Origin of the sequence: Streptomyces pilosus, assembly GCF_014649835.1 — a bacterium.
Classification (GTDB): Bacteria; Actinomycetota; Actinomycetes; order Streptomycetales; family Streptomycetaceae; genus Streptomyces; species Streptomyces pilosus.
Map to the genome: position 1 here is coordinate 177,087 of NZ_BMTU01000007.1, position 18,235 is coordinate 195,321.

Below are 18,235 nucleotides of genomic sequence, written 5' to 3' on the forward strand. Positions count from 1 at the left end.
GGCCACGCCTCTCTGCTAGATTGAGATTGGTCTAAACCACCTGGTCCCGCTCGTCGGGACCCGTCCCAGTCGAGTCCTTCTGAAGATCGGCAGGCCCACCGTGGAAGTTGTCATCGTTGCGGACGCCGAGGCGGGCGGCGAGCTCATCGCCGAGGCCATGGCACAGCTCCTGCGGCGCAAGCCCGGCGCCCTGCTCGGCGTCGCCACCGGCTCGACGCCGCTGCCCGTCTACCGGGCCCTGACGGCCAAGGTGGAGGCCGGCGCCGTGGACACCTCCCGGGCTCGGGTCGCGCAGCTCGACGAGTACGTGGGACTGCCCGCCGACCACCCCGAGTCCTACCGCTCGGTGCTCCGGCGCCAGGTGCTGGAGCCGCTCGGCATCGGCATGGACGCCTTCATGGGGCCCGACGGCACGGCCGGGGACGTGCAGGCGGCGTGCGAGGCGTACGACAGGGAGCTGGCCGCGGCCGGCGGTGTGGACCTCCAGCTGCTCGGCATCGGCACGGACGGGCACATCGGGTTCAACGAGCCGTGCTCCTCGCTCGCCTCGCGCACCCGCATCAAGACGCTCACCGAGCAGACGCTGCGGGACAACGCCCGCTTCTTCGACGGCGACATCGCCCAGGTCCCCCACCACGTCATCACCCAGGGCATCGGCACCATCCTGGAGGCCCGCCACCTGGTCCTGCTGGCCACCGGCGAGGGCAAGGCGGACGCGGTCGCCGCCACCGTCGAGGGTCCGGTCGCCGCGGTGTGCCCGGCCTCCGCCCTCCAGCTGCACCCGCACGCCACGGTGGTCGTCGACGAGGCCGCCGCCTCCAAGCTGAAACTCGCCGACTACTTCCGCCACACCTACGCCAACAAGCCGGACTGGCAGGGGATCTGACCCCCGGCCGTGGTCTGGACCAGCCCTCGTCCCAGGGGTATACAAAGGGGATCACGGAGCGTGCGGGGCGCACCCCCGGCCTGAGCCGTGCCACGATGTCAGCCGCGGCCGATGGGGATGTCGGTCGCTTCGGCACCCGGAGCCGGGAAGGCAGAGCATGAGCACCGACGTCAGCAGTGCGGAGAACGAGGGCGGGACCACGGTCCGTACGGCGCGTGTGCCCAAGTACTACCGGCTGAAGAAGCACCTGCTCGACATGACCGAGACGGCCGCGCCGGGTACGCCGGTGCCGCCCGAGCGCACGCTGGCGGCGGAGTTCGACACCTCGCGCACCACCGTGCGCCAGGCGCTCCAGGAGCTGGTGGTCGAGGGGCGGCTGGAACGCATCCAGGGCAAGGGCACCTTCGTCGCCAAGCCCAAGGTCTCCCAGGCGCTCCAGCTCACCTCGTACACCGAGGACATGCGCGCCCAGGGGCTGGAGCCCACCTCGCAGCTCCTGGACCTCGGCTACATCACCGCCGACGACCGGCTCGCCGGGCTGCTCGACATCACGGCCGGCGGGCGGGTGCTGCGCATCGAGCGGCTGCGCATGGCCAACGGCGAGCCGATGGCCATCGAGACCACCCACCTCAGCGCCAAGCGCTTCCCCGCGCTGCGCCGCAGCCTGACCAAGTACACCTCCCTCTACACCGCTCTCGCCGAGGTGTACGACGTCCATCTCGCGGAGGCCGAGGAGACGATCGAGACGTCCCTGGCCACCCCGCGCGAGGCCGGACTGCTCGGCACCGACGTGGGCCTGCCGATGCTGATGCTGTCCCGGCACTCACGGGACCGGGACGGACAGCCGGTGGAGTGGGTGCGGTCGGTGTACCGGGGCGACCGGTACAAGTTCGTCGCGCGCCTGAAGCGCCCCCAGGAGTGACCCCGGCGTGACCTCCACGTCACCGCCCGGCCTCCCAAACCGCTGTGAAACGGGTGGTTGACAAGGTTTTCGTTGCTGTTGCCTCTCGGTTGGGCCGCGCCTGGGTACCGCTGTGCCGGCGAGGGGTTACGGCCGCGCCGCGCCCTCACCTAGATTTCCGAGCGCCTTACCGTCGGTGATCAGTGAGGGGACGGAAACCGTCTGATGTCACAAGCCCCGGAAACCAAGGAAGGGCCGGTGGTGACGCCCGTGCGCGTCGTCATCGCCCTCTGTCTCGCCGCACCGTTCGTGGCCATGCTGTGGGTCGGTTCGTACGCGAAGACCGACCCCGTCGTGATCGGCATCCCGTTCTTCTACTGGTACCAGATGCTGTGGGTGCTGATCTCCACCCTGCTCACGATGGTCGCGTACAAGCTCTGGCAGCGTGACCAGCGCGCCCGCTCGGCCGCGAAGGGCGGTGACCCGCGGTGAACGACGGCGTGAACGGCGTGGCACTCGCCGTCTTCATCTTCTTCTTCGTACTCGTCACCGCGATGGGCTTCCTGGCCGCGCGCTGGCGCAAGGCGGCCAACGAGCACACCCTGGACGAATGGGGCCTGGGCGGGCGCTCGTTCGGCACCTGGGTCACCTGGTTCCTGCTCGGCGGCGACCTGTACACGGCGTACACCTTCGTCGCCGTGCCGGCGGCGATCTACGCGGCGGGCGCGGCCGGCTTCTTCGCCGTGCCGTACACGATCCTGGTGTACCCGCTGATCTTCACCTTCCTGCCCCGTCTGTGGTCGGTGTCGCACAAGCACGGCTACGTGACGACGTCCGACTTCGTGCACGGCCGGTTCGGCTCGAAGGGGCTGTCGCTGGCCGTCGCGGTCACCGGCATCCTGGCGACGATGCCCTACATCGCGCTCCAGCTGGTCGGCATCCAGGCCGTGCTGGACGTGATGGGCGTCGGCGGCGGCGAGGACACCAACTGGTTCGTCAAGGACCTCCCGCTGCTGATCGCCTTCGGTGTGCTCGCCGCGTACACCTACTCGTCGGGCCTGCGGGCCCCCGCGCTCATCGCGTTCGTGAAGGACACGCTGATCTACGTGGTGATCGCGGTGGCGATCATCTACATCCCGGTCAAGCTGGGCGGCTTCGACGAGATCTTCGCCTCGGCGCGGGAGGCGTACAGCGAGACCAACCCGGCCACGGGCGCGCCGCGCGGTTCGCTGGTGCCTTCCGAGGCGGGCCAGTGGACGTACGCCACGCTGGCGCTGGGTTCGGCGCTCGCGCTGTTCATGTACCCGCACTCGATCACGGCGACGCTGTCCTCGCGCAGCCGTGAGGTGATCCGCCGCAACACCACGATCCTGCCGCTGTACTCACTGATGCTGGGCCTGCTGGCGCTGCTCGGCTTCATGGCGATCGCGGCGGGCGTCAAGGTGCAGAACGGCCAGCTGGCGATCCCGCAGCTGTTCGAGAACATGTTCCCGGCGTGGTTCGCGGGCGTGGCCTTCGCGGCGATCGGCATCGGGGCGCTGGTACCGGCGGCGATCATGTCGATCGCGGCGGCGAACCTGTTCACCCGCAACATCTACAAGGACTTCATCAAGCCGGACGCGACGCCGAAGCAGGAGACCAAGGTCTCCAAGATCGTCTCGCTGCTGGTGAAGGTGGGCGCGCTGGCCTTCGTCCTGACCATGGACAAGACGGTCGCCATCAACTTCCAGCTGCTGGGCGGCATCTGGATCCTGCAGACCTTCCCGGCGCTGGTGGGCGGCCTGTTCACCCGCTGGTTCCACCGCTGGGCACTGATCGGCGGCTGGGCGGTCGGCATGGTCTACGGCACGGTCGCCGCGTACGGGGTGGCCTCGCCGACGCAGAAGCACTTCGGCGGGTCCGCGAAGGAGATCCCGGGCATCGGCGAGATCGGCTACATCGGTCTCACGGCCTTCGTGCTCAACCTCGTGGTGACGGTCGTGCTGACCTTCGTCATGCGGGCCTGCAAGGCGCCCGAGGGCGTGGACCGGACCAGTCCGGAGGACTACACGGCGGACGCGGGCGATCCCGGCGTCGACGCGAAGCTCCCGCCGGCCACGGCGGGCAGCGCGCACTAGCGCCGCGGGCTGCGGGCCGCCGGATGCCGTCCGGCGGCCCGTCGCCGTACCGGGACCTCACGCGGGGCGCCCGCGAGCTGACGCTCTGACACCAGCACGACACAACATATGGGGTTGCTGGCGGCACCCGGCACAAGATGTATGCTCATGCTCGCTGTCGCCGCAGGGGAATCCGGTGTGAATCCGGAACTGTCCCGCAACGGTGTACCCATGCGCGCCCACGTCGTGGCGTGCGGGGAGTCAGTCCGAGGACCTGCCGACAGTGCGCCCGGCCGTCCGGTCCGGGTGCCCTGACGTCCGGGCCTCGCGGAATGGGCCGGTGGACGCGACGCCCCGTGCGCTCGTGTGCTGCCCCCTGCGCTCTTCGAGGCCCCCGTGCCGAGCGAGGGAGAGCCCCACGTGACCATCGCGCCAGCCGATCCGGCTTCAGCGATCGACGTGACCCGGGAGAGCGAGGGCCCCGGTGCCGCGCTGCTGCGGACCCTGACGGAGCTGACCGCCGACCTGCCCGACGCCGACCCCGGCCGGGTCGCCGCCGCCGCGCTGCGCGGCCGGTCCGCGGCCGCCGACGAGGCGGAGCTGCGGGACCTGGCCACCGAGGCGGCGGCCGGGCTCATCTCCGAGGACCCCGCCTACTCCCGGCTCGCCGCCCGGCTGCTCACCATCGGCATCCGCGCCGAGGCCGCCTCGCAGGGCGTCACCACCTTCACCGGATCGGTCGCGACCGGACACCGGGAGGGCCTGATCGCCGACCGGACCGCCGCGTTCGCCGTACGGCACGCCGACCGGCTCGACGCGCTGGTCGACCCCCTCGCCGACGACCGCTTCGGCTACTTCGGCCTGCGCACCCTCTACAGCCGCTACCTGCTGCGGCACCCCGTCACCCGCAAGGTCGTCGAGACGCCCCAGCACTTCCTGCTGCGCGTCGCCTGCGGTCTCGCCGAGGACGACGGCGCCCGCTCGCTGGACGAGGTCGCGGCGCTCTACGGCCTGATGAGCCGCCTGGACTACCTGCCCTCCTCCCCCACGCTGTTCAACTCGGGGACCCGGCACCCGCAGATGTCGTCCTGCTACCTCCTCGACTCCCCCAGGGACGAGCTGGACTCGATCTACGACCGCTACCACCAGGTCGCCCGGCTCTCGAAGCACGCCGGCGGCATCGGCCTGTCCTACTCCCGCATCCGCGCCCGGGGTTCACTGATCCGCGGCACCAACGGCCACTCCAACGGCATCGTCCCGTTCCTGAAGACGCTGGACGCCTCCGTCGCCGCGGTGAACCAGGGCGGGCGGCGCAAGGGCGCGGCGGCGGTCTACCTGGAGACCTGGCACCTGGACATCGAGGAGTTCCTGGAGCTGCGCGACAACACCGGTGAGGACGCCCGCCGTACGCACAACCTGAACCTCGCGCACTGGGTGCCGGACGAGTTCATGCGCCGGGTGGACGCCGACGGCCCCTGGTCGCTGTTCTCCCCGGCGGACGTGCCGGAACTGGTCGACCTGTGGGGCGAGGAGTTCGACGCGGCCTACCGGGCCGCCGAGGCGAAGGGCCTGGCGCGCAGGACCCTGCCGGCGCGCGAGCTGTACGGCCGCATGATGCGCACCCTCGCGCAGACCGGCAACGGCTGGATGACCTTCAAGGACACCGCCAACCGCACGGCCAACCAGACAGCCGAACCGGGCCACGTCATCCACTCCTCGAACCTGTGCACGGAGATCCTGGAGGTCACCGACGACGGGGAGACCGCGGTCTGCAACCTGGGGTCGGTCAACCTCGGCGCCTTCGTGGCGGACGGGGACATCGACTGGGAGCGGCTCGACGAGACCGTGCGCACGGCCGTGACGTTCCTCGACCGGGTCGTCGACATCAACTTCTACCCGACCGAGCAGGCGGGCCGCTCCAACGCCAGGTGGCGCCCCGTCGGCCTCGGCGCCATGGGCCTGCAGGACGTCTTCTTCCGGCTGCGGCTGCCCTTCGACTCCCCCGAGGCGAAGGCGCTGTCCACGCGGATCGCCGAGCGGATCATGCTCGCCGCGTACGAGACCTCCGCCGACCTGGCCGAGCGCCACGGCGCGCTGCCCGCGTGGGAGAAGACCCGCACCGCCCGGGGTGTGCTGCACCCCGACCACTACGGCGTCGAGCCGGCCTGGCCGGAGCGCTGGGCGGCGCTGCGGACGCGGATCGCGGCCACCGGGATGCGCAACTCGCTGCTGCTGGCGATCGCCCCCACCGCCACCATCGCGTCGATCGCGGGCGTGTACGAGTGCATCGAGCCGCAGGTGTCCAACCTGTTCAAGCGCGAGACGCTGTCCGGGGAGTTCCTCCAGGTCAACTCGTACCTGGTGGACGACCTCAAGCGGCTCGGCGTGTGGGACGCGCGCTCCCGTGAGGCGCTGCGCGAGGCCGGCGGCTCGGTGCAGGACTTCGCGTGGATCCCCGAGGAGGTTCGCCGGCTGTACCGCACGGCGTGGGAGATCCCGCAGCGCGGTCTGATCGACATGGCCGCCGCCCGCACCCCGTACCTGGACCAGGCGCAGTCGCTCAACCTGTTCCTGGAGACGCCGACCATCGGCAAGCTCTCCTCGATGTACGCCTACGCCTGGAAGCAGGGCCTGAAGACCACGTACTACCTGCGTTCCCGCCCGGCGACCCGGATCGCCCGCGCCGCGGCCCGCACCACCGTCCCCGTCCAGCAGGCGGCCGACCCCGAGGCCGTCGCCTGCTCCCTGGAAAACCCCGAGTCCTGCGAGGCCTGCCAGTGATGACCAGCACGACCAAGAACCTGCTCGACCCGGGCTTCGAGCTGACGCTGCGCCCCATGCGCTACCCCGACTTCTACGAGCGCTACCGGGACGCCATCAAGAACACCTGGCACGTCGAGGAGGTCGACCTCCACTCGGACGTCGCCGACCTGGCGAAGCTCAGCCCCGAGGAGCAGCACCTCATCGGCCGGCTGGTCGCCTTCTTCGCCACCGGTGACTCGATCGTGGCGAACAACCTGGTGCTGACGCTGTACAAGCACATCAACTCCCCGGAAGCACGGCTGTACCTGTCGCGGCAGCTGTTCGAGGAGGCGGTGCACGTCCAGTTCTACCTGACCCTGCTGGACACCTACCTGCCCGATCCGGACGACCGGGCGGCGGCCTTCGCGGCCGTGGAGAACATCCCCTCCATCCGGGAGAAGGCCGAGTTCTGCTTCCGGTGGATGGACTCGGTGGAGAAGCTCGACCGGCTGGAGACCCGGGCCGACCGGCGCCGGTTCCTGCTGAACCTGATCTGCTTCGCCGCGTGCATCGAGGGCCTGTTCTTCTACGGCGCCTTCGCCTACGTCTACTGGTTCCGCGGCCGGGGCCTGCTGCACGGTCTGGCGACCGGCACCAACTGGGTCTTCCGGGACGAGACGATGCACATGTCGTTCGCCTTCGACGTGGTCGACACCGTGCGCAAGGAGGAGCCGGAACTCTTCGACGAGGAACTCGGGCAGCAGGTGACCGACATGCTGCGCGAGGCGGTCGAGGCGGAGCTCCAGTTCGCGCGCGACCTGTGCGGCGACGGGCTGCCGGGGATGAACACCGAGTCGATGCGGCAGTACCTGGAGTGCGTGGCGGACCAGCGGCTGGTGCGGCTGGGCTTCGCGCCGGTGTACGGATCGGAGAACCCGTTCTCCTTCATGGAGCTCCAGGGCGTCCAGGAGCTGACGAACTTCTTCGAGCGGCGCCCGTCCGCGTACCAGGTCGCCGTGGAGGGCACGGTCGACCTGGACGAGGACTTCTAGGGAGTGCTCCCCGGTGCCGTCTCACGCCGCACGAGCGGTGCGGCGCAAGACGGCGTCCCGGGCCGGGCGGGACGGGCCCGCCGCGGTGTGCGGGCCCTTCGGGCAGGCCCCGGCCCGCCGGAGCTGCCGGTCGATGCGCCGGTCGTGCACGATGCCGAACACGGCGGGCAGGACCATCAGCGCGAGCAGTCCGAGGACGGCCAGCATGCCGATCAGTGCTTGCGTGTGTGTCGTATCCATGGACACCACTGTCGCGCCTGACACTCCTTACCGGCAGTGGCAGGACTGCCGGACACCCTCGATTTACTGCCAACCGCGAGGCACACTGGGTGCATGCTCCGGAACGTGGCCGCCGTCCTGCTCGACGGCGTGAACCCCTTCGAACTCGGTGTCGTCTGCGAGGTCTTCGGGATCGACCGCAGTGACGACGGGCTGCCCGTCTACGACTTCGCCGTCGCCTCCGCCGACGGTCCCGCCGTGCGCAGCAGCACGGGTTTCACGCTCCAGGTCGAGCACGGCCTGGAGCGCCTGGAGACCGCCGACCTCATCGCCGTGCCCGCCGGGTCCTCCTACGTCTCCCGGGAGTTCCCGCCCGAGCTGCTGGACGCCCTGCGCCGGGGCGTGGACCGGGGCGCCCGGGTGCTCAGCGTCTGCTCCGGGGTGTTCGTGCTCGCCGCCGCCGGGCTCCTCGACGGCCGGCGGGTCACGGCCCACTGGAAGCACGCGCGGGAGCTGACCCTGCGCTACCCCCGGCTGACCGTGGAGCCGGACGTGCTCTACGTCGACGCGGACCCGGTGATCACCTCGGCGGGCACCGCCGCGGGCATCGACGCCTGTCTGCACCTGGTGCGCAAGGAGCAGGGCCCCGAGGTCGCCAACAAGATCGCCCGGCGCATGGTGGTGCCCCCGCACCGCGACGGCGGCCAGGCCCAGTACATCGAGCGCCCGCTGCCGCGATCCGGCGGCGACACCGTCTCCGAGGTGCTGGTGTGGATGGAACGGCACCTCGACGAGGAGGTGTCCGTCGAACAGCTCGCCGCCCGCGCCCACATGTCCCCGCGCACCTTCGCCCGCCGCTTCCAGCAGGAGACCGGCACCACGCCCTACCGCTGGATCCTGGGCCAGCGCGTGCTGCTGGCGCAGCGGCTGCTGGAGGGTACGGACGAGACGGTGGACGCGATCGCGGGCCGCACCGGCTTCGGCAACGCGGCGGCGCTGCGCCACCACTTCGTGCGTGCCGTGGGGACCACCCCGCAGGCCTACCGGCGCACGTTCAGGGGCCCGGAGGCCGCCTGAACGCGTGCCGCGCGCGGGGTCAGCGGGGCAGGGCCCGCAACATCAGCCGGCGGGGCCGGAGCGTGATGCCGATCCGGGGCCGGGCATCCGAACCGGACACGTGCTCGAACCGGTAGGCGGAGGCGATCGCCGCGGTGAGGAGCGTGAGCTCGGCCATCGAGAAGTGGTCGCTGGGGCACTTCCGGTTGCCCACGCTGAACGGGCTCATCGCGTACTTGGGCACGTCCCCGGACCGCTCCGGCAGCCAGCGGTCGGGGTCGAACTCCTCGTGCCGCTCGTAGGAGCGCCGGTCGCGCTGGATGGCGTACGGACTGTAGATGAGGTCCGCCCCCTCGGGAATGCGGTACCCGCCGAGTTCCGTGTCGGCCACCGCGCGGCGGGTCAATATCCATACGGCCGGATACAGCCGCAGGGTCTCCGTGACGACATTCGCGGTGTACGTCAGCTTCCGGACGTCGTCGAATGCGACCGGCCGGTCCCCTACGACGGTTTTCACCTCCTCGCGGATCTTGTCCCCGAGTTCCGGGTGCTCGGTGAGCACCAGGAGGAGCGACATGACGGTCGAGCCGACGGTTTCACTGCCGGGGGTGAGGATGGCGATGACCTGGTCGTGGATCTCCTGTTCCCCGATGGGCTCGCCATTGTCGTCCTTCGCGTCGAGCAAAGCCGTCAGCAAATCGTCCGGCTTTTGACCGCTTGCCCGTCGGTCGGCGACGATCTCGTCGACCAGGACATGCAAATCGGCCAGCGCCCGGTTGAATTCCCGATTGGCCGGGAGCGGCACCTTGTACAGCGGGCCGAGCGGCACCACCATGCGCTGGTACATGCCGCTGAACAGGGTGGCGAGGTCGGTGCAGATGCGGTCGGCCCGGGCGTCCATGTAGCTGCCGCGCATGAGGCAGCGGGCGGCGATCCGGACGGCCACCCGGAAGGACTCCGCCGTGATGTCCAGCTCCGCCCCGGAGGCCCAGCGCTCCACGAGTGCCTGGGCCTCCTCCGCCATGACGGGCCCGTAGGCGGGGATCGCGTCGAGCTTGAAGGCGGGCTGGATGGTGCGGCGCTGGCGGCGGTGCAGCGGGCCGTTGGCGGTGGCCACGCCCTCGTCGCCGAGCAGGTCCTGGAGGGACTCCCACAGCGGTCCGGCGATGATGTAGTCGGGGCTCAGGGCCACCGCCCCGGTGAGGGCGGGGGTGGTGACGGCGTACACCGTCTTCGGTCCGAGCCGCAGGCGCACGACGTCGCCGTGGTCGCGCAGGGCGGACATGAAGGCCAGCGGGTCGCGCGCCAGTTTCCAGCCGTGGCCGAGGAGGGGGACTCCCCCGCCGGCCAGGGGCGGCTCGTGCCGCGCGCTCGCCTCGGACGCTCCGGGCTTCACCGATTCGACGGTCATTTCCCACCTGCCGCTTCGTTGTTGACGTACGGGGGCGTGGACCGGTCGTCCCAGCTGTCGACCCGGTACCGGCCGGACTCGTGGTGGAACCAGTAGACGGAGCTGAACCAGTTCCGCATGGTGCCGACGCATGTGCGCACGGCAGTACCCGTCTCCTTTCCTGCCACCGTGCCGTCGTCCAGCACGTCGGCGAACCGTAACGCGTCCTTCTCGGCCTGCTGGAATTCGCGGATGCATTCCTCCACGCGATGCCTCATGTCGGCAATGGCCTCTTCGAGTGTCAGCCCTTCGTGGGTGACGAGACTGATTCCGAGATTGTGCACCTCACTGCCCGCTATTTCCTTCGGCAGCGAGCAGAGGTCGTTGTACCAGGCGGCGAATTCCTGACTGAGCAGTGCCGCCTTCCGGTAGGCCGGGTTCTTCCTCACCTTCTCCGGCAGTTCACGGCCCGCGCTCGGTTCCAGCAGATCGGTCCAGATCCAGTGCGCGAACGTGAGCCGGCGCAGTTCCAGGTATTCCTCGACGGTGGGGACGATTCCCTCCGTGCGGTTGTGGAATTCACGGTCGTACGCCTCGATCACCGCGTGGAAGTGCCGGGCGAACCGGGCGTTCCAGGTGTCCGGCAGGAACCCGTACAGCCGCAGCACGCTGTCCGCGAGCCCCGCGACCACCGGGTCCCGGTGACCGAGGTGGTCCCGGGGGTGGTCGAGGGCCGTGTGCAGCCGGTCCCTGAGCCGCCGCCAGGCCTCGGGGCGGCCGTGGACGATGTCGCGGTCGTGCCGGTCGTCCCAGACGAAGAACCACGCGCTGTAGTCCGCGATCGCCTGGAGGACGTCGTCGGGAGCGGCCGTGTAGTACCCCGCCATCAGGTCCGTGTAGCACAGGCCGTCGGCATATTCCGCCACCTTGTCGGGAGGCATGAGCCGCTTTTCGAGCAGCCACGCCCGCGTCGTCTCCTGAAGCTTCGGCCAATACGGATGGAGTTGCCGGGGAAACTCCCCTTCGATCACCGGAAGAGACAGAGCCGGTGGAACTGCGACGGTGGTCGGTGTCGATGTGGTGCCGTGTGACAAAGCATGCACGAACAATCCCCTCTCAGCCGCCGGTCGGCGTGCGCCCGTCCCCCGAGCCGGGCGCACGCCGTGGGTATCACCGCACCCCCATTCAGCACCACAACTGACCGTTCTGGGAACGGATTTGCTTCTTTCACTACTTCTCCGCAGACCAAGAAGCACGGCGCCCGGCCGGAACGAGGTCCGGCCGGGCGCCGTGCGCGGGGCGGTGAAGGTGCCGCCGCCGGTCAGTCGTTGGCGACCACGGGGTAGCGCGGCTCGTTCTCGGCCATCTGCCGCAGCGCCGCCTTGCGCTCCCGCTTGGAGAGCCGGTCGATGTACAGAGAGCCGTAGAGGTGGTCGGTCTCGTGCTGCAAACACCGTGCGAAGTAGCCGGTGCCGCGCACCCGGACCGGGTTGCCCTTCTCGTCCTGGCCGGTCACCTCGGCGTAGTCGGGGCGGGCCAGCGACGCGTACGCGGTGGGCACCGACAGGCAGCCCTCGCTGCTGTCGTCCAGCCGGCGCCGCTCGGCGGGCAGCTCCACGAGCTTCGGGTTGCAGATCACGCCGGTGTGCCGCACGCCCTCGTCGTCCGGGCAGTCGTAGACGAAGACCTTCAGGTCGACACCGATCTGGTTGGCGGCCAGGCCCACGCCCTCGGCGGTGCGCTGGCTGGCGAACATGTCGGCGACCAGCTGCTGGAACTCCTCGCCGAAGTCCGTGACGTCCTTGCACTCCTTGTGCAGCACCGGGTTGCCGACCACCGTGATGGGGCGCGAGGTACCGCGCTCCCGCCAGGCCGCCTCGCGCTCCTCGCAGTCCTCCGTGTCGATGACGTACCCCTCGTCGTCGACGGGGAGCACGCCCGCGTGCTGCTGATCGGTGTCCTGCTGCGCCATGACCGACGTGTGCCTTCCTCAATGGAACCCGGGTTGATGCTCGATACAGGGTACGGGGAAACGCACCCCGGGAGGGGCGCGGGGAACCGCGCGGTCACCCCCGCGGACCGCGCCCGGTGATCGGTCTCAGCACACCTCTTCGAGATCCCGCCAGTCGCGCGAGTCCGGGCTGTCCGCCACCCACCCGTCCAGCAGCCCCCGGACCAGCGAAGCCGGCGCGGCCAGCCCGCACTCGCGCTCGGGCACCCACGACTGCCCGTCCGTGACGTGGCCCAGCGGACCGGGGTGCCCCGGCTCACTGTGGTCGTGCGGGTCGAGGTGCTCGCCCTCGCCCTCGTCGGACGGCATCCGGGACTCCGAGCACATCCGGCACAGCAGCCGCACGGAGGACGACCAGTCCTCGGCGGCGAAACCGGCGTCGGAGGCGAGCTGTTCCAGCGCGTCCCGGTCGGCCTCGGACGCCGCCTCCAGCAGCACCACCCAGGTCGGCACCGGCGAGGGCGCCCACAACTCGATCTCGTCGAAGACCGGGTAGGTGTGGCCGGCGGCGGTGCTCCGCTCGCCGTGCGGCACACCGTCGTGCAGCACGACCTCGCCCCAGCGGCGCCCGGAGGACGGCAGCGGGATGGACAGCACCTCGATCCGGGCGGGGTCCAGGCGCCGGCCCCACACGACCTCCGCCTCCCCCTCCGGGGACAGCCGGACGGCCGCGCTGCCCAGGTCCATGCCGAGGGGCTCGCCGGAGTCGGTGGCCGGTCCCGGCACCTTCAGGCCGTAGGCCTGCCAAGCCCGCCGGGCCAGCGGCCAGTCCTGGAGGGCGGTGGCCGCGATGCCGACGTTCCACCAGTCGGGAGCACCGGTGTCGCGGTCGAGCAGCGCGACGGCGCGCAGACCGGCCGCGCGCGCCTGTTCCCAGTCGTGGCGGAACTTGTGCAGCAGCGCGAGGTTGAACCAGGACTCCGACAGCCAGGGTTCCAGGTCGGCGGCACGTGTCAGCAGCGCGCCCGCGTCCTCGTACCGGCCGTCGCCGATGAGCGTGAACGCGCGGTCGGTGGCCTGCCGCCAGGAGGCGGAGGGCCGGTGCCGTCCCTTGCCGAAGATCCTCACGATTCCCGCCTGCCAGTTCCGTTCGGTGGGCCGGCTGTTCCGATCCGCGCCCCCGGACACCCTCTCCTTCGCATCCAACCACGTACGGCCACGAGGACGCTCATTACCCATGGGTTACCCAGCCTCGTGCGGGGTCAGACAGCCGTGTTCGCGGCTCTCACCGCGAGCGGTCCGGGTACTCACGTGCCTCCTCCGTGTTCCGTGACAGGACTCGGGCCAGCGCGTCGACCACCTCCGGCGCGTACTCCCCGGCGGCGGCGAGCCTCAGGTCCTCCAGGGCTGTCAGCGGCCCGCCGGGACCTCCTTCCCTGGACTTCTCCTCGTACGCGTTCACCACCCGGACGATCCGTGCCGCGAGCGGCTGCTCACCGTGCGGGTCGGCCTGCCGTTCGACGATCCGGGCGACCCGGGGGTCGACGCCGGTCTGGCGTACGACCGCGCCGCCGAGCAGGGCGATCCGCCGCTGTTCGGTCACCGGCAGGACCGCGGTGGCCCCGGCGGGGACCGGGTCGACGAGGCTGAGCTGGCCGATGTCGTGCATCAGTGCCGCGTGCTCCAGCACGATCAGTTCCGGTTCGGTAAGCCCGAGGTCCCGGCCCACGGCCCGGCTCAGGGCGGCGACCCGGCGGGCGTGCCCGGCGGGGGTGTACCCGGCGATCTCGGTGGCACGGGCGAGGGAGGCGATGGTCTGCCGGTAGGTGGCGCGCACGGCGGCGTACCGCCGGTAGGACAGCTGCGCGAGCAGCAGGGGGACCGAGAAGACGGGCAGCGCCCACAGTCCGACCACCGCGACCCCGAGGGCCATCACCGCGCCGGTGGCGAGGACGGCGGCCGCGATGCCGGGAAGGGCCCGCAGCTCGTCGCGGAGCATCGGCAGGAAGGGCCAGCCGGTGCGGGAGCGGGCGAGCGCGGCGGCGAGCACGGCGTCGCACAGCGCGGACAGCGACAGCAGGGCGAGCAGCAGCAGCGCGTGGGCGGGGCCGCCCCAGTCGTCGAACGCCCCCCGGCCGGAGAGGGGCTGGAAGCAGACGGCGACGAAGCCGACGGCCAGGACCCGGCGGGCCGGTGCGTCGAGGGCGTGCCCGTCGCCGCGCCCGACGTGCGGCACGCTGCCGAGCAGGGAGGCGGCAAGCACCACGGTGACGACCTGTGCGGCGCCGTGCTGGGCCGGGCGTCCGGCGATCTCCCCCAGCAGCGCGTACGACAGCGATCCGGCGGCGGCGAGCGGCGCGGCCTCCCGGATCAGGGTGCCGCCCCGCCGGGTGAGCTCGCCGACGGTGACGAGCAGCCCGAAGGCCAGGGCGGCCCCCCGGTCCTCGACGCCGTCGTGGAGGGTGCTGCCCAGGGAACCGGCGGCCAGGACGGCGGCGCAGACGTGCACGACGGTGTGCAGGCGGGGCCTCACCGGCGTGCCCCGGGCCGGTCGGTGAGGCTCCGGGCGGCGGGGCCGGGCACGGCGGTGGTGCGGGACTCGTCGGCGGTCACCGCGGGATGCCATCCCGTCCGGCCGACGGCCCGTACCAGCGCGCCCACCATCCGCGGGTCGAAGTGGCTGCCCGCGCACCGGCGGAGCTCCTCCAGCGCGACGGGGACGGGCCTCGCCCTGCTGTAGGAGCGGGTGGAGGTCATCGCGTCGAAGGCGTCGGCGACGGCGACCACCCGGGCGGACTCGGGGATCTGACCGCCCGCCAGTCCGTAGGGGTAACCGGATCCGTCGAGGCGCTCGTGGTGGTGCAGCACCGCCGCGCGGGCCTCGCCGAGGAAGGAGATGCCCCGCACCATCTCGTGTCCGTACTCGGGGTGCAGTTCGATCACCCGGCGCTCCTCCGCGGTCAGCGGGCCGTTCTTGGTGAGCAGCCGGGTGGGCACGCCGAGCTTGCCGACGTCGTGCAGGATGCCCGCGAAGCGCAGCATCTCGACGCGTTCGTCGTCCAGGCCGAGCTCCCGCGCGATCATCATGGACGCCCGCCCGACGCGCTCGCTGTGCCCGCGTGTGTAGCCGTCCTTGATGTCGACGGCCTGGACGAGCGCGCGGATGGTGGCCTGGTGGGCGGCCCGCTCACGGTGGGCCTGGGCGAACGCCCACCAGGAGACGCCCATCGGCAGCAGCACGAGCAGGGCCGCGACGGGCCCGTACGCGCTGCGCCACAGCAGCGCCATCATCAGCCCGGCGAGTCCGTGCACGGTCAGCGGCGCCAGGGTCCTCAGGAACCGCCCCGACCAGTCGGCCGCGGCCGCCGTCCGCCGTCCGCGCGGCGGCGCGCCGGCCGCCGACGGCAGGCCGCCGTCGAGCAGGGTGAGCACCAGGCAGAACGCCGCGACGGCGGCCCCGGCCGCCGCGAGTGCCCCCGGTACGTCGCAGTCCGCCACGGCGTCCCGCCCGCCGGCCGCCAGGTGGGTGCGGCTCGCGGCCCACACCGCGAGGACCAGCCGCCCGGCCCGCCACAGCCTGCGCACCCGGTGCGGCCGCTGTTCCACGGGGAGCAGCAGCGCCCCCGGCAGCGCGACGAGCGCCGCGGCCTGCGGCGGCAGCAGGGAGGCCCCGGCGAGCAGGACGGGGTGGAAGACGCCGCCCGGGTACGGGGCGGCGACGAGGCGCGAGCGGGCGACGCGCTCGCATCCGGCGTACAGCGCGGCGAGCAGGAGGACCGGTGTCCAGGGGACGTGACCGCCGGGCGGGAGACCCGGTGACGGGAGCACCGGGAGGGGGAGCAGGCAGAGCAGGGCCAGCAGGGCGACACCGGCGACATACGCCCGGGCCCGTGCCGGTAACGCCTCCATGAGCCCCTCCCCCGACCGTGCCCCGCCGCACTCGGCCTGCCGTCCGCAGGCTCTGGAGCCTAGGACGGCGGGGGGTGCCTCCACGGGCCGATAACCCGCGGATTAGCACGTACGAGTGACACGGGGGGCCGGGGGCCGGCAGGAGGTCAGGACTCCTGCGGGGTGGCCGTGACGTCCTGGTCGGGGACGGCCTGGCCGGAGCGGATGAGATCGATCCGGCCCATGACCTTGGAGCGCAGGTCGCCCGGCACGTCGTCCTGTCCGCAGCAGCGCTTGACCAGCTTCTTCACGGCCTGCTCGAGCCCGTACTTCTCCAGGCACGGGGAGCATTCCTCGAAGTGGTGCTCGAACTTCACACAGTCCGAATCGGGCATCTCACGGTCGAGGAACTCGTAGAGATGATCGAGGATTTCGCTGCAATCCGTCTCGTGCGGCTCTCCGCAGCTCATGACCCCGAGCCTTTCGCTTCGTTCGACTCTCCGGCACCGGCCGGGACCAGCCCGCGCTCGCGCGCGTAGTCCTCGAGCATGCCGCGCAGCTGGCGGCGCCCCCGGTGCAGCCGGGACATCACCGTACCGATGGGTGTCCCCATGATGTCGGCGATCTCCTTGTAGGCAAAGCCCTCGACATCGGCGAGATACACCGCGATGCGGAACTCCTCGGGGATCGCCTGGAGTGCTTCCTTCACGTCCGAGTCGGGCAGGTGGTCCAGCGCCTGCGACTCGGCGGAGCGCAGACCGGTCGACATGTGCGACTCGGCGCGCGCGAGCTGCCAGTCCTCGATCTCCTCGGCCGCGCTGCGCTGCGGTTCGCGCTGCTTCTTGCGGTACGAGTTGATGAAGGTGTTGGTGAGGATCCGGTACAGCCAGGCCTTGAGGTTGGTGCCTTCGCGGAACTGGTGGAAGGACGCGTACGCCTTGGCGTACGTCTCCTGCACCAGGTCCTCGGCGTCGGCGGGGTTGCGCGTCATGCGCAGTGCGGCCGAGTACATCTGGTCGAGGAACTCCAGGGCGTCCCGCTCGAAGCGCGCGCTGCGCTCCTCGGTCGACTCCGCTCTTGCGCTGCCCCGGCCCTCGGGCTGCTCCGCCTGGCCGTGTTCGGTCCCTGCGTCGGTACCGGGAACCGGACCCACCTCCTTCGATGTCGTCGCGAGACCGAGACCGGTCTCACCCGAATCGGAGGATAGACGACGATCCGGTCCGCCCGCCGCCCGAACAGGGGCGGTCTTCGCCGCGTGCAGCACCGTCCACTCCAGGTCGGCGCGGGCACTGCGGCTCGGGCAGAACGTGGAACCCATGCGGCGGACTTCCTCTCCTACGACGGTGGCGCCGTCGACCGGCAGATACGTCCGTCCCAACAGCGGGGGCCCGCCGGGCATTCCCGGGGCTCAGCCGAGCGCCCCGGTCCACCGCACGACGGCGTCGGTGACGACCTTCACGGCCTCGTCCTGGGTGATGTCCGCCCGCTTGGGCACGGCGAAGCCGTGGTCGCCGTGCGGGACCTCGACCAGTTCGTAGGACCCCTCGGGGAACTCCCCGGGCCTGCCGAACGGGTCGTTGCCGCCCTGGACGACGAGCGTGGGCACGCCCGCGCCCAGCAGCTCGCCGGCGCGGGACTTCTCCGGCCTGCCCGGCGGGTGCAGGGGGAAGCTCAGGGCGAGGACGGCACGGGCGCCGAGTTCCGTGGCGGTGCGGCAGGCGACGCGGGCACCGGCGCTGCGCCCTCCCGAGATCACCGGCAGGCCCGGTGCGGTCAGCGCGGGCCAGATGCCGCGCCAGCCCGTGTCCAGGGTCTTCGGGGCGGGGGCGACCTTCTTGCCGGCCACCCGCCAGGGCTGTTCGACGAGGGCGACGCTCACCCCGTGCGCGGGCAGCGCGGCGGCGAGCGCCCTGAGGTCCCGTGCCTCGATGCCGCCGCCCGCGCCGTGGCTCACGGCGAGGACGAGACGGGCCCGGCCACGGGCGCGGTGCCAGGTGACGCGGGCGGGGCCCGCGCCCGTGCCGACCGTCTCGGTCACGTCCGTCACGTCTGCG

The 18,235-nt window shown here is 71.4% G+C and carries 17 protein-coding genes and 1 riboswitch; of the genes, 7 read left to right on the top strand and 10 right to left on the bottom strand.

All coding sequences use genetic code 11. From position 1 onward, the window contains the following. Positions 1-100 precede the first annotated feature (100 nt). The 6 genes from nagB (at position 101) to IE118_RS19695 (ending at position 7,677) form a co-directional block, all read left to right on the top strand. Positions 101-886 (top strand): glucosamine-6-phosphate deaminase, encoded by a 786-nt coding sequence (nagB, locus tag IE118_RS19670; RefSeq protein WP_189559272.1) that lies wholly within the window; start codon positions 101-103, stop codon positions 884-886. Positions 887-1,043: 157 nt separating this feature from the next. After that, complete coding sequence (locus IE118_RS19675) at positions 1,044-1,808, top strand: GntR family transcriptional regulator (protein ID WP_189559273.1); 765 nt, start codon at positions 1,044-1,046, stop codon at positions 1,806-1,808. Between the two features lie 204 nt (positions 1,809-2,012). Further along, the gene (locus IE118_RS19680; RefSeq protein ID WP_189559274.1) at positions 2,013-2,279 is read left to right on the top strand and encodes a DUF3311 domain-containing protein; all 267 of its coding nucleotides are present in this window, start codon (positions 2,013-2,015) and stop codon (positions 2,277-2,279) included. Beyond that, on the top strand, positions 2,276-3,904 hold the full coding sequence (mctP, locus tag IE118_RS19685) for a monocarboxylate uptake permease MctP (protein WP_189559275.1): 1,629 nt from the start codon (positions 2,276-2,278) through the stop codon (positions 3,902-3,904). Before IE118_RS19680 ends, mctP begins: the two co-directional genes overlap by 4 nt. Positions 3,905-4,008: 104 nt before the next feature. Then, positions 4,009-4,179: riboswitch (cobalamin riboswitch) on the top strand. A gap of 124 nt (positions 4,180-4,303) precedes the next feature. Next, positions 4,304-6,664 carry a ribonucleoside-diphosphate reductase subunit alpha gene (locus IE118_RS19690; RefSeq protein ID WP_189559276.1) on the top strand — a complete coding sequence of 787 codons (2,361 nt, stop codon included), beginning with the start codon at positions 4,304-4,306 and terminating at the stop codon, positions 6,662-6,664. Further along, a complete protein-coding gene (locus IE118_RS19695) occupies positions 6,664-7,677 on the top strand; it encodes a ribonucleotide-diphosphate reductase subunit beta (protein WP_189559277.1) in 1,014 nt (337 codons plus the stop codon). Before IE118_RS19690 ends, IE118_RS19695 begins: the two co-directional genes overlap by 1 nt. 21 nt (positions 7,678-7,698) lie before the next feature. On the opposite strand, the gene IE118_RS19700 is transcribed toward IE118_RS19695, so the two are convergent. After that, entirely contained in the window at positions 7,699-7,917 is a 219-nt protein-coding gene (locus tag IE118_RS19700; protein WP_189559278.1) for a hypothetical protein, read from the bottom strand. A gap of 93 nt (positions 7,918-8,010) precedes the next feature. Between IE118_RS19700 and IE118_RS19705 the strand changes: the two genes are divergently transcribed. Then, on the top strand, positions 8,011-8,973 hold the full coding sequence (locus IE118_RS19705) for a GlxA family transcriptional regulator (protein WP_189559279.1): 963 nt from the start codon (positions 8,011-8,013) through the stop codon (positions 8,971-8,973). Positions 8,974-8,992: 19 nt separating this feature from the next. Here the strand turns inward: IE118_RS19705 and IE118_RS19710 are convergent, their stop codons facing one another. The 9 genes from IE118_RS19710 to IE118_RS19750 form a co-directional block, all read right to left on the bottom strand. Next, the gene (locus IE118_RS19710; RefSeq protein WP_189559280.1) at positions 8,993-10,363 is read right to left on the bottom strand and encodes a bifunctional albaflavenone monooxygenase/terpene synthase; all 1,371 of its coding nucleotides are present in this window, start codon (positions 10,361-10,363) and stop codon (positions 8,993-8,995) included. Next, a complete protein-coding gene (cyc1, locus tag IE118_RS19715; RefSeq protein WP_189559281.1) occupies positions 10,360-11,445 on the bottom strand; it encodes an epi-isozizaene synthase in 1,086 nt (361 codons plus the stop codon). The genes IE118_RS19710 and cyc1 overlap by 4 nt, the downstream gene beginning before the upstream one ends. A 218-nt stretch (positions 11,446-11,663) precedes the next feature. Then, complete coding sequence (gene def / locus IE118_RS19720) at positions 11,664-12,314, bottom strand: peptide deformylase (protein ID WP_189559282.1); 651 nt, start codon at positions 12,312-12,314, stop codon at positions 11,664-11,666. A 126-nt stretch (positions 12,315-12,440) separates the two neighbouring features. Beyond that, complete coding sequence (locus IE118_RS19725) at positions 12,441-13,421, bottom strand: tetratricopeptide repeat protein (protein ID WP_189559283.1); 981 nt, start codon at positions 13,419-13,421, stop codon at positions 12,441-12,443. A gap of 157 nt (positions 13,422-13,578) precedes the next feature. After that, positions 13,579-14,919, bottom strand: coding sequence for an HD-GYP domain-containing protein (locus IE118_RS19730; protein WP_189559284.1), 1,341 nt, complete (start codon positions 14,917-14,919; stop codon positions 13,579-13,581). Continuing rightward, positions 14,823-16,202 carry an HD-GYP domain-containing protein gene (locus tag IE118_RS19735; RefSeq protein WP_189559285.1) on the bottom strand — a complete coding sequence of 460 codons (1,380 nt, stop codon included), beginning with the start codon at positions 16,200-16,202 and terminating at the stop codon, positions 14,823-14,825. The genes IE118_RS19730 and IE118_RS19735 overlap by 97 nt, the downstream gene beginning before the upstream one ends. Before the next feature lie 146 nt (positions 16,203-16,348). Further along, positions 16,349-16,651 (bottom strand): mycothiol system anti-sigma-R factor, encoded by a 303-nt coding sequence (rsrA, locus tag IE118_RS19740; RefSeq protein WP_189559286.1) that lies wholly within the window; start codon positions 16,649-16,651, stop codon positions 16,349-16,351. Then, positions 16,648-17,334: an RNA polymerase sigma factor SigR gene (gene sigR, locus IE118_RS19745; protein ID WP_189559423.1), complete on the bottom strand. Its 687-nt coding sequence runs from the start codon at positions 17,332-17,334 to the stop codon at positions 16,648-16,650. Before sigR ends, rsrA begins: the two co-directional genes overlap by 4 nt. Positions 17,335-17,589: 255 nt before the next feature. Further along, a complete protein-coding gene (locus IE118_RS19750; protein ID WP_189559424.1) occupies positions 17,590-18,219 on the bottom strand; it encodes an alpha/beta hydrolase family protein in 630 nt (209 codons plus the stop codon). Positions 18,220-18,235 lie beyond the last annotated feature (16 nt).

Bases quoted from the DNA above. Each gene is read 5' to 3' on its own strand.
- IE118_RS19710 (WP_189559280.1), bottom strand. From the start codon at position 10,363: ATGACCGTCGAATCGGTGAAGCCCGGAGCGTCCGAGGCGAGCGCGCGG.
- IE118_RS19700 (WP_189559278.1), bottom strand. From the start codon at position 7,917: ATGGATACGACACACACGCAAGCACTGATCGGCATGCTGGCCGTCCTC.
- IE118_RS19735 (WP_189559285.1), bottom strand. From the start codon at position 16,202: ATGGAGGCGTTACCGGCACGGGCCCGGGCGTATGTCGCCGGTGTCGCC.
- IE118_RS19680 (WP_189559274.1), top strand. From the start codon at position 2,013: ATGTCACAAGCCCCGGAAACCAAGGAAGGGCCGGTGGTGACGCCCGTG.
- IE118_RS19695 (WP_189559277.1), top strand. From the start codon at position 6,664: ATGACCAGCACGACCAAGAACCTGCTCGACCCGGGCTTCGAGCTGACG.
- rsrA (WP_189559286.1), bottom strand. From the start codon at position 16,651: ATGAGCTGCGGAGAGCCGCACGAGACGGATTGCAGCGAAATCCTCGAT.
- IE118_RS19705 (WP_189559279.1), top strand. From the start codon at position 8,011: ATGCTCCGGAACGTGGCCGCCGTCCTGCTCGACGGCGTGAACCCCTTC.
- IE118_RS19730 (WP_189559284.1), bottom strand. From the start codon at position 14,919: ATGGCATCCCGCGGTGACCGCCGACGAGTCCCGCACCACCGCCGTGCC.
- def (WP_189559282.1), bottom strand. From the start codon at position 12,314: ATGGCGCAGCAGGACACCGATCAGCAGCACGCGGGCGTGCTCCCCGTC.
- IE118_RS19675 (WP_189559273.1), top strand. From the start codon at position 1,044: ATGAGCACCGACGTCAGCAGTGCGGAGAACGAGGGCGGGACCACGGTC.